11 protein-coding genes are annotated in these 13869 nt (G+C 50.1%); 10 read left to right on the top strand and 1 reads right to left on the bottom strand.

The annotated features are described in order from the left end of the window. Positions 1-43 precede the first annotated feature (43 nt). The 9 genes from N3Z11_RS02915 to N3Z11_RS02955 all read left to right on the top strand — a co-directional run bounded on the left by N3Z11_RS02915 (position 44) and on the right by N3Z11_RS02955 (position 10717). Positions 44-1168 carry a bifunctional tRNA (adenosine(37)-C2)-methyltransferase TrmG/ribosomal RNA large subunit methyltransferase RlmN gene (locus tag N3Z11_RS02915; protein ID WP_260655638.1) on the top strand — a complete coding sequence of 375 codons (1125 nt, stop codon included), beginning with the start codon at positions 44-46 and terminating at the stop codon, positions 1166-1168. 25 nt (positions 1169-1193) lie between these two features. Beyond that, positions 1194-2978, top strand: a complete 1785-nt coding sequence (gene pilW / locus N3Z11_RS02920) for a type IV pilus biogenesis/stability protein PilW (RefSeq protein WP_260655639.1) — start codon at positions 1194-1196, stop codon at positions 2976-2978. Further along, positions 2975-4099, top strand: a complete 1125-nt coding sequence (locus tag N3Z11_RS02925; protein WP_260655640.1) for a RodZ domain-containing protein — start codon at positions 2975-2977, stop codon at positions 4097-4099. Before pilW ends, N3Z11_RS02925 begins: the two co-directional genes overlap by 4 nt. Position 4100: 1 nt before the next feature. After that, on the top strand, positions 4101-5213 hold the full coding sequence (ispG, locus tag N3Z11_RS02930) for a flavodoxin-dependent (E)-4-hydroxy-3-methylbut-2-enyl-diphosphate synthase (protein ID WP_260655641.1): 1113 nt from the start codon (positions 4101-4103) through the stop codon (positions 5211-5213). A gap of 68 nt (positions 5214-5281) precedes the next feature. Continuing rightward, positions 5282-6562: a histidine--tRNA ligase gene (hisS, locus tag N3Z11_RS02935; protein ID WP_260655642.1), complete on the top strand. Its 1281-nt coding sequence runs from the start codon at positions 5282-5284 to the stop codon at positions 6560-6562. A 3-nt stretch (positions 6563-6565) separates the two neighbouring features. Continuing rightward, positions 6566-7204 carry a YfgM family protein gene (locus N3Z11_RS02940; RefSeq protein WP_260655643.1) on the top strand — a complete coding sequence of 213 codons (639 nt, stop codon included), beginning with the start codon at positions 6566-6568 and terminating at the stop codon, positions 7202-7204. Between the two features lie 9 nt (positions 7205-7213). Next, positions 7214-8410, top strand: coding sequence for an outer membrane protein assembly factor BamB (gene bamB, locus N3Z11_RS02945; RefSeq protein WP_260655644.1), 1197 nt, complete (start codon positions 7214-7216; stop codon positions 8408-8410). A gap of 183 nt (positions 8411-8593) precedes the next feature. Beyond that, positions 8594-10072 (top strand): ribosome biogenesis GTPase Der, encoded by a 1479-nt coding sequence (der, locus tag N3Z11_RS02950; RefSeq protein ID WP_260655645.1) that lies wholly within the window; start codon positions 8594-8596, stop codon positions 10070-10072. A gap of 135 nt (positions 10073-10207) precedes the next feature. Beyond that, the gene (locus tag N3Z11_RS02955; protein WP_260655646.1) at positions 10208-10717 is read left to right on the top strand and encodes a hypothetical protein; all 510 of its coding nucleotides are present in this window, start codon (positions 10208-10210) and stop codon (positions 10715-10717) included. 55 nt (positions 10718-10772) lie between these two features. On the opposite strand, the gene xseA is transcribed toward N3Z11_RS02955, so the two are convergent. Further along, positions 10773-12119 carry an exodeoxyribonuclease VII large subunit gene (gene xseA / locus N3Z11_RS02960; protein ID WP_260655647.1) on the bottom strand — a complete coding sequence of 449 codons (1347 nt, stop codon included), beginning with the start codon at positions 12117-12119 and terminating at the stop codon, positions 10773-10775. Positions 12120-12264: 145 nt separating this feature from the next. Between xseA and guaB the strand changes: the two genes are divergently transcribed. After that, positions 12265-13734 (top strand): IMP dehydrogenase, encoded by a 1470-nt coding sequence (gene guaB / locus N3Z11_RS02965; protein WP_260655648.1) that lies wholly within the window; start codon positions 12265-12267, stop codon positions 13732-13734. Positions 13735-13869 lie beyond the last annotated feature (135 nt).

Consider the following 13869-nt stretch of genomic DNA (forward strand, 5'->3'; position numbering starts at 1 on the left):
ATCCAACCGCCAGACCCCTAAGTCAGACCAGGAGTAACCCCACATGAGCGCAGTTGAAAACAAAGTCAATCTGTTAGATTTAACCCGCGAGCAGATGAAAGAGTTTCTGGTGTCTCTGGGCGAAAAACCATTCCGCGCCGATCAGCTGATGAAATGGATTTACCATTTCTGTATTGATGATTTTGACAAAATGACCAACATCAACAAAGACTTGCGTGAGAAACTCAAACGCAGTTGTGTCATTGAAGCGCCAGTGGTCGTGACACGTCAGGACAGCGCTGATGGCACTATCAAGTTTGTGATGGGACTGAAAGGCGGCCAGGAAGTGGAAACTGTCTGGATCCCGGAAAAAGACCGCCGTACTTTGTGTGTTTCATCTCAGGTAGGCTGTGCGCTGGACTGCTCGTTCTGCTCTACAGCTCAACAGGGGTTTAACCGTAATTTAAGCGTGTCGGAAATTATCGGTCAGGTGTGGCGCGTCAGCCAAATTATCGGCTCTTACGGTGATACCGACGTGAAACCTGTCACCAACGTGGTGATGATGGGCATGGGCGAACCTTTGCTGAACCTCAATAACGTGGTGCCGGCGATGGAGCTGATGCTGGAAGATTATGGTTTTGGCTTGTCCAAACGCCGGGTGACCTTAAGTACTTCTGGTGTAGTACCGGCTTTAGACTTATTAAAAGATAAAATTGATGTGGCTTTGGCCATTTCGTTGCATGCGCCGAATAACGAGCTGCGTGATCAGCTGGTGCCTGTGAATAAAAAGTACCCGATGGAAGAATTTCTGGCATCGGCAAAACGATATGTGCAAGATTCGAGAGCCAATGATAAAGTGACAGTCGAATATGTGATGCTTGAGGGCATCAACGACAGTATGGAACAGGCGCACGAGCTGGCAAAAGCGTTAAAAGATACGCCGTCAAAAATTAACCTGATTCCATTTAACCCTTATCCGGGGTCGCCTTATAAAAGATCAAGCAATTCACGCATTGACCGTTTTAACAAAGTGCTGCAGGAACACGGTTTTACCGTGATGGTCCGTAAAACAAGAGGTGATGACATCGATGCCGCTTGTGGTCAGCTGGTGGGTGATGTGATTGATCGCACTAAACGTCTGGCAAAAAAACAGATGAAAGGTGAGGCGATTTCCGTAAAAATAGTGTGATAACTACAAGGATTAGTGCACCAAGATGCGAAAAATTTCGGTTGCTGGTTGTGTTTTCCTGCTGCTGTTAAGCGGCTGTGTGTCTGAATCTACCATTGTTGGCAATGACAGGCCGGGGCAACCCCGCACGGACATGAAAGAAGCCGCCCGCACCCGGATGTCGCTTGGTTTGAACTATTTGCAGCGTGGTGACAACACCCAGGCTAAATACAATCTGGAAAAAGCCAAACAGCTGGCACCGGATCTGGCCGAAATTGACAATGCGCTGGCCTACTATTACCAACAGGTTGGCGAACTGAAACAAGCCGAAGATGCCTACCGCAGTGCCTTACGTAAAGACAGCAACAACGCCGACACCTATAACAACTTTGGTGCTTTTTTATGTCAGCACCAAAAATACCAGCAAGCGGAAGAATTATTGCTGGCCGCTATTAAAAGACCGGGTTATATCCGGGTTGCCGACAGTTATGAAAACCTGGCTTTATGTGAGCTTGAGCAAAAAAACTATATCCAGTATCACCAGTATCTGAAGCAGTCGTTACAGCACAACAGCAACCGCAGCTCTGCTTTGTACAATATGGCGGTGATGGAATATGCCATGGGCAATCTGGCGGAAGCAAAAAAATGGCAAAGCCGTTTGCATCAGTTAGGGCAGGTTTCTCCTGAAGCCACTTTATTACGTTACATAGTTGCTTATTACAGCGGTGATGTTGCCGAACAACAAATTGCGGAAAAATTCCTGTTGTCTGTGTATCCCGGCAGCACCGAAGCCGCCATGTTACTGGCAAGCGATTTTAGCCAGAGCAAACCGGAACAAATGCGTAAGGCGTATAAAAGCTCGTTAATGCAGGATGACGCTGCTGCGGCAACAGTGACCAGCAACGACAAACCCAAAATGAAAATTGTCAAACGTAAATCTGCAGCTGCGGCCAAAACCGCTTCGGTACCTGCAGTAGCAGCTGCTTTACCTGACGCTCAGCTGCCTGCTGAAACACCGGACACCGAAGCATTCACCAGCACGGACAGTGCAATTGCAGCACAGAACTCTGAAGCTGTGTCCGCTGAACCCGCTGCAGAAACAATAGCGCAAGCGCCTGAGCAAAACATCAATCCAACAGTGACAGAAACAGTTGCAGGCACAGAGCAGGTCGAGGCGGATAGCAGCCTCAGCAGCAACCCAGCTCAGAGTACCAGCACAGAAGCTGAAGAGCTGGCCGCGCTGGCTGCGCCTGAGCCAATGCCAGCGGAAACCCTGACTACACAGCAGCCGGCAGTGGTATCCGCTGAAGCAAATACCATTACAAGTGCTGAACCCGATGCGGCCATCATGGCGCAGGAACAGCAGCCAGAGCAGCAGGCTGCGCAGCCGGTCGCTGAAGTTGAAGTGGCGCAGTCAGAACCGCAGCAGCAGACCACCTCAGACAATGCAGCAGAAATGGCGGCCCAGACCCATAAAGTCGCAGCCGGTGAAACGCTGTACAGTATCGCCAGCAGATATCGTTTATCGGTATCTGAGCTACAGGCGATGAATAACCTGAGTAATGCAGCGCTGATTAAAACAGGCCAGGTATTAAAATTAACCGCAACTGCGGTTGCTCCTTCGGCAGCGCCAAAACCTGCGATGGAACAAGTGAGCGGGGAAATCCCGGCCACCTATCAGGTAAAAGATGGTGAGTCGATGTTCAGCATCTCTTATAAATACAACATCAAACTTGATACCTTATTAAAATGGAACAATATGACGGTGGATCAGCCACTGTCGATCGGTCAAACGATTTATCTTCGGGATCCTGCCACTTCGTCATTATGAGTACTCAAGCGCAATCACAACAGGGCGGCGTTGGCGCCCTACTGAAACAAAGCCGCGAACAACGCGGCCTGACCACAGCTGAAGTTGCCAGTCAATTGCGGCTGAAAGTCAGTCAGATTGAACAGATTGAAGCAGAACAGTGGGATCCTTCAGTCTCAGCTACTTTTATCCGTGGTTATCTGCGGGCTTATGCCAAATTAATGAAATTGCCGGAAAAAGAAATTCTGGCCAACTTTGAATTGCAGGCGGCTTATTTACGCAATCAGGCCAGGCCGATGCACAGCTTTTCCAACAAAGCGAGCCTGGACGCTGTGGATAACAGATTTATGCTGGCTAGTTATTTGCTGGTGGTGTTATTGATAGGGTTGTTTTTGGTCTGGTTCTGGCAAACCCATTTGCTTGATTCTAAGCCGGTGACTGCATTACCGGAACTGACCTCGGCTGAACTGACACCTGCTGAATTAGCAGGCTCTGTGGCTGCAAAACCTGTTGAAACTAACACAGGCGCCGAGCAGACGGACTTAAACCCAACACAAGATACTGCTGCAACTGCAGCCCAAAACGCCGCCTTAGCCGCAGATGCCGTTAATGCAGCTGCTGACAGTGAAAGCCAGCCGCAACAAGCCGCTGATGCAGACACTGGCACTGAAGCAACAGTTGCTGGCCAGAGTCAGGCAGTACAACAAAAACCTGTAGCTGATGTTTCCATGGAAACTAACCCGGCAGCGGCCAATTCATCAGCGCAGCTCAGCGATACTCCAATACAAACGCAGCAGGATCTTGCCGCCGGCTCGCCAGCACAACCTTTACAAAACGAGGTTGCTGCCACTGCAACTACAGCGGCCACTGCAGCAGAGCACAACAGCGCTGCAGGCACGGCCCGTTTAAAGTTGCAGTTTAGCGCCGAATGCTGGCTGGAAGTGACAGATGCTACCGGCAAAAGACTGGCTTATGGCATCCGTCAGGCCGGTCAAAATGACGTTTTAACCGGCACTGCGCCTTTTAAAGTGCTGCTTGGCAATGCCGCAGCGGCCACAGTGCAATTGAATGATGTTGCTGTTGATTTGTCTGGTTATGCTGCCGGACGGGTCGCACGTTTAACCTTAGGTGGACAGCCTTAATATGTTTGCAGAAAGTCCTATTATCCGCCGCAAATCAAAACAAATCCGTGTTGGCAATGTGCTGATTGGCGGTGATGCACCTATTGCAGTGCAGTCGATGACCAACACCAGAACCACAGATGTAGACGCCACAGTGGCGCAAATTCAGGCCATCGCCAAGGCAGGTGCTGATTTAGTGCGGGTCTCAGTGCCCACCATGGAAGCGGCTGAAGCTTTTAAACTGATTAAACAGCAGTCGCCCATTCCGCTGGTGGCAGATATTCACTTTGATTACCGTATTGCGCTTAAAGTGGCGGAATATGGTGTGGACTGTTTGCGCATTAACCCTGGCAATATTGGCCGGGAAGACCGTATCCGTGCTGTGGTGGAATCGGCTCGGGATCACAACATCCCCATCCGTATTGGTGTGAATGGTGGTTCGCTGGAAGCCGACATTCAGGAAAAATACCGTGAGCCAACACCAGAAGCCTTGGTGGAATCGGCCATGCGCCATGTCGAGATTTTAGACCGGCTGAACTTTGATAATTTTAAAGTCAGTGTCAAAGCGTCCGACGTGTTTTTGGCTGTTGGTGCTTACCGATTACTGGCAAAACAAATTGAACAACCGCTGCATCTGGGCATTACCGAAGCTGGTGGCGCCCGTGCCGGCGCTGTGAAATCGGCTATCGGCCTCGGCATGTTACTGGCCGAAGGCATTGGCGACACTTTACGTATTTCGCTGGCAGCAGACCCTGTTGAAGAAGTGAAAGTGGCTTTTGATATTTTAAAGTCCCTGCGTATCCGCTCGCGTGGCATTAACTTTATCGCCTGCCCAAGTTGTTCACGGCAGGAATTTGACGTGATCAAAACCATGAACGAGCTGGAGCAGCGGCTGGAAGATGTCATCGACCCTTTAACTGTCTCTGTGATAGGGTGCGTGGTGAATGGCCCTGGCGAAGCGCTTATTTCCGATTTGGGCGTGGCCGGAGCCAACCGCAAAAGTGGTTTTTACCTCAAAGGTGAAAGGCAAAAGTTACGCATCGATAACGACAGCGTAGCTGAGCAGCTGGAACAACAGATCCGCGCTTATCTGGCGCAGCAAAAACAGCTGATTGATATCAAAGCTGTAGATTAACCAATTTCCGAATTTGAATTGAAGGCAGCCTGCATCTGCGGGCATGCCGTTTATAGTCAGGGTTAAAAGTGTCTAAAGATATCCAAGCAATTCGCGGCATGAATGATTGCCTGCCGCAGGATACGCCGGTGTGGCAGTATCTGGAACAAATGATCAGAAGCACCGTCAGCAGCTACGGTTACGATGAAATCCGTTTTCCTATTGTGGAAATGACCGAGCTTTTTAAACGTTCTATCGGTGAAGTCACTGATATCGTTGAAAAAGAAATGTATACCTTCGAAGATCGCAATGGCGACAGCCTGACGCTGCGCCCTGAAGGTACCGCCTGTTGTGTGCGTGCCGGTAATCAGCATGGCCTGCTCTATAACCAGGAACAACGGTTGTGGTATATGGGCCCGATGTTCCGCCATGAAAGGCCACAAAAAGGCCGTTATCGCCAGTTCCACCAGTTTGGTCTGGAAGCATTTGGTATGCAGGGCCCGGATATTGATGCTGAAGTCATTATTCTGACCGCCCGTTTATGGCAGCAGCTGGGCCTTGCGCCTTATGTCAAGCTGGAGCTGAACTCCCTGGGTTCGAATGCCGCTCGTGCAGCTTATCGCGACAAGCTGGTGGCGTACCTTGAGCAGCACCAGGAACTGCTGGACGAAGACAGCCAACGCCGTTTGCACAGCAACCCACTGCGGGTTCTGGACAGCAAAAACCCGGCCATGGCTGAGATGTTGTCTAAAGCACCCCAATTACTTGATCATCTGGATGAAGAATCTGCTGCTCACCTCGAAGGTTTAAAACAACGTTTAACAGCAGCTGGCATTAGTTTTGAGATCAACCCGCGCCTGGTTCGTGGCCTGGATTATTACAACCGTACCGTATTTGAGTGGGTCACCACCAATTTAGGTTCACAAGGCACTGTCTGTGCCGGTGGCCGTTATGATGGTCTGGTAGAGCAACTGGGTGGCAAAGCCACACCGGCTGTTGGTTTTGCCATGGGTATGGAGCGGCTGGTGTTGTTGCTGCAAAGTCTGGACTTAGTGCCGGCGGTCAGTAACAATGCAGACCTTTATTTAATGCCACTGGGTGAAGCGGCGGAACTTGCCGCAGTTTCGGTTGCCGAACAGCTTCGCAACGCCTTACCGGGCAAGCGTATTGTGATGCACTGCGGTGGTGGAAACCTGAAAAAACAATTAAAACGGGCTGATAAGTCAGGTGCAGCTGTGGGTTTATTATTGGGTGACGACGAACTGGCTTCAGGTCAGGTTACCTTAAAATGGCTCAGAGCCGAGAAACCACAACAAACAGTCGCAATAACTGAGCTGGCCACAGTGCTCAATGCAGTCGTAACGGAGTGATGGATGGAAATTTACAACACCGAAGAACAACAGGTTGAAGCGATCAAGCGTTTCTGGAAAAACAACGGCACTTCAATTCTGGCCGGTATCGCTATTGGTTTAGCCGGTCTTTATGGTTTTCGTTATTACCAGGCGCAACAACTGGGCGCCATTGAGGCTCAGTCTGGTCAATATGCTGCGTTAATTGAGCAGGTGAGTGCTGAAGGTACTGATAAAGCCAGCTGGCTGATTGAAACCCAAAAGTTTATTGATGCCAACAAAGGCAGTAGTTACAGCGTACTGGCCGCTTTACTGGCCGCCAAAGAAGCCGCTTTTCTGAAAGATTATGCCGCAGCTGAAAAACAACTGGCTTTTGTCATTGCCACCAGCAAAGCACCTGAAGTGATTGCACTGGCTACCTTGCGTCAGGCTCGTCTGCAGCTGGAACAGGCCAATTATGAAGCTGCGTTAAAAACACTGGACACCACAATGCCACAGAGTTTTGTTGCTCAGCAGCAAGAACTCAAAGGTGATGTGTTATTAAGATCCGGTGACGAAAGCAAGGCCAAAGCTGCGTATCAGGCTGCTTTAACAGCGTCTGAAGCGGGAAAAAATCCGCTGTTACAAGTTAAATTAAATGAGCTGGCCCACGTCGCCGGTTAAGAGGTCGCAGTGAAGTTATCGGTAAAAACCTGGGCGCCGTTGGTGCTGGTGCTGGCGTTAACCGCTTGTTCATCCAATGATGAAGAAGAGCTGGTACTGCCTGAGATCAGCAACAAGGTAGAGCCAAATGAAGTGTGGAGCAGTTCGGTAGGTAATGGCATTGAGCATTACGACTCCAGACTTAAACCCGCCATTTTTGACAACAAAGTGTATGCTGCCAGCCGTGATGGTAAGGTCTCAGCTTTTGACCTGGCATCAGGCGACAGTCTCTGGTCTGTTGATTTACGCGACGGCGACGATGCACCTTTGTTTGGTGGCATCAGCCACTGGTGGAATGAACGTTCTGTAAAAGTCGGTGGTGGTGTTTCCGTTGGTTTTGACAAAGTTTTTGTTGGCACCGAAGACGGCCTGGTGATTGCACTGAACCCACAAACCGGTGAGAAACTCTGGTCGGTCAATGTCAAAGGTGAAGTGTTAGCAGCACCTGTTGCCGCTGAAGGTTTAGTGCTGGTTAGCACCGGTGGTGGCCGTATTTTTGCGTTGCAACCAGACACAGGTGAACAGCGCTGGATGCACGAAACTGAAAACGCCATTTTAACTTTACGTGGCATCAGCCAGGTATCGGCACAAAGTGGTGGTGTAATTTATGGCACCGGCAATGGCAAAGTTGGCGCTTTAATCGCTGCCAAAGGAGTTCCTGCCTGGGAAGAAGCCATTACTGTTGCCAAAGGTGCCACTGATTTAGCCAGGATCATCGACGTAGACGCGACACCTATAGTGGACAATGGTACAATTTACGCCATTGCCTACAACGGTCAGCTGGTGGCGATGGAATTACGCAGTGGCCGTGTGTTGTGGAAGCGTGAATATGCCAGTTTCCGCGACATGGTGTTAGAGAACAATGTTCTTTATCTGGTTGATTCTGTTGGTAAGTTGTACGCCGTTGATGCCCGCACCGGTCTGGAAACCTGGGCTCAGCTGACCTTACATAAGCACTTTGTCACAGCCCCTGCTGTGTATAAAAATTATGTGGTAGTTGGTGACAACGAAGGCAATCTGCACTGGTTTGATAAAAGCAGTGGTGAATACCTGGCACGGCACGAGTTTGACAGTTCAGGCTTTTACGCTGAAGCTGTTACCACCAGCGAGTATTTATTATTGCAAAGCCGTAACGGTGAAATCACCTTACTGAACGTGCCTGAATAAACGCAAAAACAGATTTGCAGAAACAGGCCTGCTTGCAGGCCTGTTTTTTTGTTGTTAAAGACCCAGATTTTACTGATGAAAGCGCCAGACGCCTGACATCAGGCAGCATGCTGCTGCACTTTACCCAAGCGGGTAAAAATCCAGCTACCTGAAACAGGTAGCCCTGAGTATTGAGGAATTTACATGTTACCGGTAGTCGCCCTGGTTGGCCGTCCTAATGTCGGCAAATCTACATTATTTAACCGTCTCACCCGCACCCGCGATGCTTTAGTGGCGGATTTTCCGGGGTTGACGCGGGATCGTAAGTACGGCTCAGTTGATTACGAAGGCCTGGAGTTTATTGTGGTGGATACCGGTGGTATCGACGGCAGTGAAGAAGGCATTGAACTGGAGATGGCCGAGCAGTCACTGCGTGCCATCGATGAAGCCGATATTGTGTTGTTTATGGTAGACGCCCGTACCGGCGTCAATGGTGCTGACAGCGCTATTGCCAATCACATTCGCAAAATCAATAAAACCGTGTTTTTGGTGGCCAATAAAACCGATGGTTTAGACGCCGACACTGCTATTGCTGATTTTTATAGCCTGGGCATTGGTGAAGTCTACCCAATTGCCGCAGCACATGGCCGTGGTGTTACCAACTTACTGCAACGGGCTTTGGTGCCTTTGCTGACAGAACAACAAGCTGCCCGTCTGGCTGCTTTTGAAGCAGGTGAAGAGCTGGAGCCTGTTGATGAAGAAGCCGAAAAACTGGCGCGGGATCAACATATTAAACTGGCTATTGTGGGCCGGCCTAATGTGGGTAAATCCACTTTAACCAACCGTATTCTCGGTGAAGATCGGGTCATTGTTTATGATATGCCCGGCACCACCCGCGATTCGATTTATATTCCGATGGAAAGAGGCGATCGCAAATACACCCTGATTGATACTGCCGGTGTGCGTCGTCGTGGCAAAATTGATGATGTTGTTGAGAAGTTCTCAGTGGTTAAAACGTTGCAGGCCATTGAAGATGCCAACGTGGTGATCCTGGTGCTGGATGCACAACAGGGTATTTCTGATCAGGATTTAAGCATTTTAGGTTTTGTGCTGAATGCCGGCCGTTCTCTGGTGATTGCCGTGAATAAATGGGACGGTTTAAATGATGGCATCAAAGATGAAGTGAAACGCGAACTGGACCGTCGTTTAGGTTTTATCGATTTTGCCCGTTTGCACTTTATCTCGGCGCTGCACGGTTCTGGTGTGGGTAATTTATTTGAATCAGTGGAAGAAGCTTTTGACTCAGCCACCCGCCGGGTCAGCACAGCGCTTCTTACCAAAATTATGATGATGGCGCAGGAAGATCACCAACCGCCATTGGTGAAAGGCCGCCGGGTTAAGCTGAAATACGCCCACGCCGGTGGTTACAACCCACCGCTGATTGTTATTCACGGTAACCAGGTGGAAGATTTACCGGATTCGTACAAACGTTATCTGATGAACTATTTCCGCAAGTCGCTGCAAATGATGGGTACACCGGTGCGGGTAGAGTTCCGCGGTGGTGACAACCCATTTGCGGAGCGTCGCAACACCTTAACGCCAAACCAGCAGTACAAACGCGAGCGTATTTTAAAAGCGCGGGCGAATCTGGCGAATAAGAAAAAACCTGGCCAGCCAGGCTAATCTTCGTTGCTGTTGCTGATAAAAAGACCGCCTGCTGGCGGTTTTTTGTTGCCAATTGATGTCCGGCTTTTATGCTGACAAGTCAGCGACAGAGCAACCCAGCCTGATAAAATGTCTTTTGCCGGAGCCATCTTCATGAGCAGAACACCTTTTACCCTGACGGTGCAAACTGACCCGGCAACTTTGCAGTTGTTGCAGCAAAGTGCCCCTTTTCAGTTGGCACAGCAATTACAACCGAGTCTTAATGGCATCACTTTTGCTATTGGCGGCAGTTTATTATTGCTGGAGTTAGGCTTACTCAACAAAGCGCGTGATCTTGATTTGGTCTGCAGTCTGGCTGACTTTCCGCAGCTGAAAGCGGCCCTTGCCGCGAGCCTGAGTCCGGTGGCGGTGCCACCACATCCACAGTATCAGACGGAAGCTTTTGCCCGTTTTGTAAGTAAAGAAGGGGTTGAAGTGGATGTTATGGCCGGAATTAGAGTGCAACAATCTCAGCAACTGCGCTGCTGGCAATTTAGGCCAGAGCGCCTTGAGTGGCGCCATCAGTTGCCCTGGATGCTGGCGGAGGATTGGCTTGAACTTTATCAATTGTTTCAGCGCCCTAAGCGGGTGCAGTTGTTACAGCGTTTTTTAGCGCAGCGTTAAAGCATAGCTGCAGCCATTGCTGCTGCTGCAGTGAGAGCTGCCGCGATTGGGTTGATTACTGAGATGGCGCTATGCTGACCGCTGTCACTTCGGCGGCAATATCACCGTCGGCCAATTTCAGCCGGACTTTATCACCAGACTGCAGTTGTGATGCCGATTTCACCACAGTGCTATTGGCATCAAACACTATGCTGTAACCACGCTGTAGAGTCGCCAGCGGGCTCACAGTGTGCAATTCACGGCTGAGCGCCTGCCATTGTTGCTGTTTTTTCTGCAGCTGCTGCTTCAGGCTTCGTTCCAGCCTTTGTTGCAGCTGTTGCAGTTTTAAGTGCTGGCGTTTCAGTTGCTGCTCTGGCGATAACAACCACAGCGCTTTTTGTTGCAGCAGTAACTGTTGCCGCTGCCGTTGCAGCTTGTGCTGTATCGCCTGCTGCAGGCGGATCTGTAATTCATCCAGCCGCTGTTGCTGTTGTTGTAGTCTTCTGGCCGGGTGCAACAGTTGCAACTTAGCGTGCTGATGTAAAAACAGCTGCGCTTTTTGCCCCAGTTGCTGGCGTATGCTTTGCATCAGGCGCTGTTTTAATTGCAGCAAAGTCCTCAACTGATGCTGTTGATCCGGCGACACCAGCTCGGCTGCAGCTGAAGGTGTGGCGGCACGCACATCAGCAACAAAATCACTGATGGAAAAATCAATTTCATGGCCAACAGCACTGACAATAGCAATAGGGCAGTTGGCTATAGTGCGGGCCAGGGTTTCGTCGTTAAAACACCACATATCTTCTAATGAACCGCCACCGCGGCCGATGATTAATACATCACATTCGTTGCGGCGAATGGCATGCTGTAGTGCTGCTGTTAAATCGCTGGCGGCTTGTGCGCCTTGCACTAATGATGGGTAAATAATCACTTCAAGCGCCGGAGCGCGGCGTTGTAACACAGTTAAAATGTCGCGGATAGCAGCGCCTGTTGGTGACGTGATCACGCCAATTTTCTGGGCATTTTGTGGCAGGGCTTTTTTCCGCTCCGGGGCAAACAGGCCTTCAGCGGCCAGTTTGGCTTTAAGCTGCTCGTATTGTTGTCGTAATAAACCATCACCGGCCGGTTCGATAAAATCGGCCAGCAGCTGATATTCACCGCGCGGTTCATACACACTGATACGGGCGCGCACCATCACCTGCTGACCATTACGCGGCGTAAAAACGGCATTGCGGTTGCTGGTTTTAAACATCGCCACTTTGACCTGAGCCGCTTGATCTTTCAGCGAAAAATACCAATGCCCTGAACTTGCCGCGACAAAATTTGACACTTCACCCACCAGCCATAACTGACGGAATTGCAGCTCTAAGGTGAGGCGAACTTCGGAGTTTAACCGGGAAACTGTGTAGATATCGGCTTGTTGCATAACTTGGGTTCTGGCAAAGCGCTGTAGCGGAAACTTGGCTTAATCTACCACAAAAGTAAAAAATGCGTTGTGACTGTGCGCGAAAGCGACTAAAATAGCGCCGCAACATTCCCCGATATTTAACTCACACAGCGAGATTGTTGCAATGCTCAGGATCGTGAAAGAAGCCCTCACATTTGACGACGTGTTACTTGTGCCGGCGCACTCCACAGTGTTACCCCATACCGCAGATCTGCGAACTCAACTGACCAGCAAAATCACTCTGAATATCCCGATGGTGTCTGCCTCGATGGATACAGTGACCGAAGCACGCCTCGCTATTGCGTTAGCGCAGGAAGGTGGTCTTGGTTTTATCCATAAAAACATGACGATTGAAGAGCAGGCCGCCAACGTTCGTAAAGTGAAAAAATACGAAAGTGGTGTGGTGTCCGACCCTGTCACTGTTCGTCCTGAGCAAACAGTGCGCGACGTACAGCAGCTGTCACAACAACACGGTTTTTCCGGTTTCCCGGTGGTGGATGCCGAGCATAATCTGGTGGGTATTGTCACCGGCCGTGATTTAAATGTGGAATCAAACCCGCAGGCACCCATTGCTTCTGTGATGACACCGCGCGAGCGTCTGGTGACAGTGCATGAAGATTCACCACGCGAAAACGCCCTGACCTTAATGCATAAACACCGCATCGAAAAAGTGCTGGTTGTTGATAACGCCTTCAAACTCAAAGGTTTAATTACAGTACGCGATTATTACAAAGCGGCAAGCAAACCAAACGCCTGTAAAGACGAATTTGGTCGTTTACGCGTTGGTGCAGCTGTAGGTGTAGGCCCAGGCACAGACGAGCGTATTGCAGCGCTGGTGGAAGCTGGTGTTGATATTCTGCTGATTGACACTTCACACGGTCATTCGCAAGGTGTGATTGACCGGGTAAAACAAACCCGCGCTTTATACCCTGATTTACAAATTGTGGCTGGTAACGTAGCCACAGCTGAAGGCGCCAAAGCGCTGGCCGACGCCGGTGCTAACGCGGTGAAAGTTGGTATTGGCCCTGGTTCTATCTGTACCACCCGTATTGTGACTGGTTGTGGTGTACCACAAATCACCGCTATTGCCGATGCAGTGGAAGGGGTCAAAGGTACTGATGTTTGTATTATTGCCGACGGTGGTATCCGTTTCTCCGGTGATATTTCCAAAGCTTTAGTGGCTGGTGCCCATTGTGTGATGGTCGGTTCTATGTTTGCCGGTACTGAAGAAGCGCCGGGCGAAGTAGAGTTGTATCAGGGCCGTTATTACAAATCTTACCGTGGTATGGGTTCGTTAGGTGCCATGGCTCAGCGTAACGGTTCTTCAGACCGTTATTTCCAGGGCAGCAACAATGCGGAAAAACTGGTTCCTGAAGGTATTGAAGGCCGTGTTGCGTACAAAGGTCCAATCGAAAACATCATTCACCAGCAGATGGGTGGTTTACGCTCATCTATGGGTCTGACCGGTTGTGAAACCATTGCTGTACTGCGCACTAAGCCGGTGTTTGTTAAAGTGACCTCGGCCGGTATGGGCGAGTCGCACGTGCATGATGTGCAGATCACCAAAGAAGCGCCAAATTACCGTATTGGCTAATGATATCCCCAAAATCATTGATGATGCGGGTAGGTGGCAATTGAACGAGTCCCTCTGAGCATAGTGAACTATGTGAAGAGGGTGAGTGAAAGCGGCCAACAACCCCGCGGCTTCAAGGATGACGGGGGCTGGTGT

The organism is Rheinheimera sp. 4Y26 (assembly GCF_025245835.1).
Classification (GTDB): domain Bacteria; phylum Pseudomonadota; class Gammaproteobacteria; order Enterobacterales; family Alteromonadaceae; genus Pararheinheimera.

Excerpts from the sequence above, each read along its gene's own strand:
- N3Z11_RS02915 (WP_260655638.1), top strand. The coding sequence starts at position 44 with ATGAGCGCAGTTGAAAACAAAGTCAATCTGTTAGATTTAACCCGCGAG.
- pilW (WP_260655639.1), top strand. The coding sequence starts at position 1,194 with ATGCGAAAAATTTCGGTTGCTGGTTGTGTTTTCCTGCTGCTGTTAAGC.
- N3Z11_RS02925 (WP_260655640.1), top strand. The coding sequence starts at position 2,975 with ATGAGTACTCAAGCGCAATCACAACAGGGCGGCGTTGGCGCCCTACTG.
- ispG (WP_260655641.1), top strand. The coding sequence starts at position 4,101 with ATGTTTGCAGAAAGTCCTATTATCCGCCGCAAATCAAAACAAATCCGT.
- N3Z11_RS02940 (WP_260655643.1), top strand. The coding sequence starts at position 6,566 with ATGGAAATTTACAACACCGAAGAACAACAGGTTGAAGCGATCAAGCGT.
- der (WP_260655645.1), top strand. The coding sequence starts at position 8,594 with ATGTTACCGGTAGTCGCCCTGGTTGGCCGTCCTAATGTCGGCAAATCT.
- N3Z11_RS02955 (WP_260655646.1), top strand. The coding sequence starts at position 10,208 with ATGAGCAGAACACCTTTTACCCTGACGGTGCAAACTGACCCGGCAACT.
- xseA (WP_260655647.1), bottom strand. The coding sequence starts at position 12,119 with ATGCAACAAGCCGATATCTACACAGTTTCCCGGTTAAACTCCGAAGTT.
- guaB (WP_260655648.1), top strand. The coding sequence starts at position 12,265 with ATGCTCAGGATCGTGAAAGAAGCCCTCACATTTGACGACGTGTTACTT.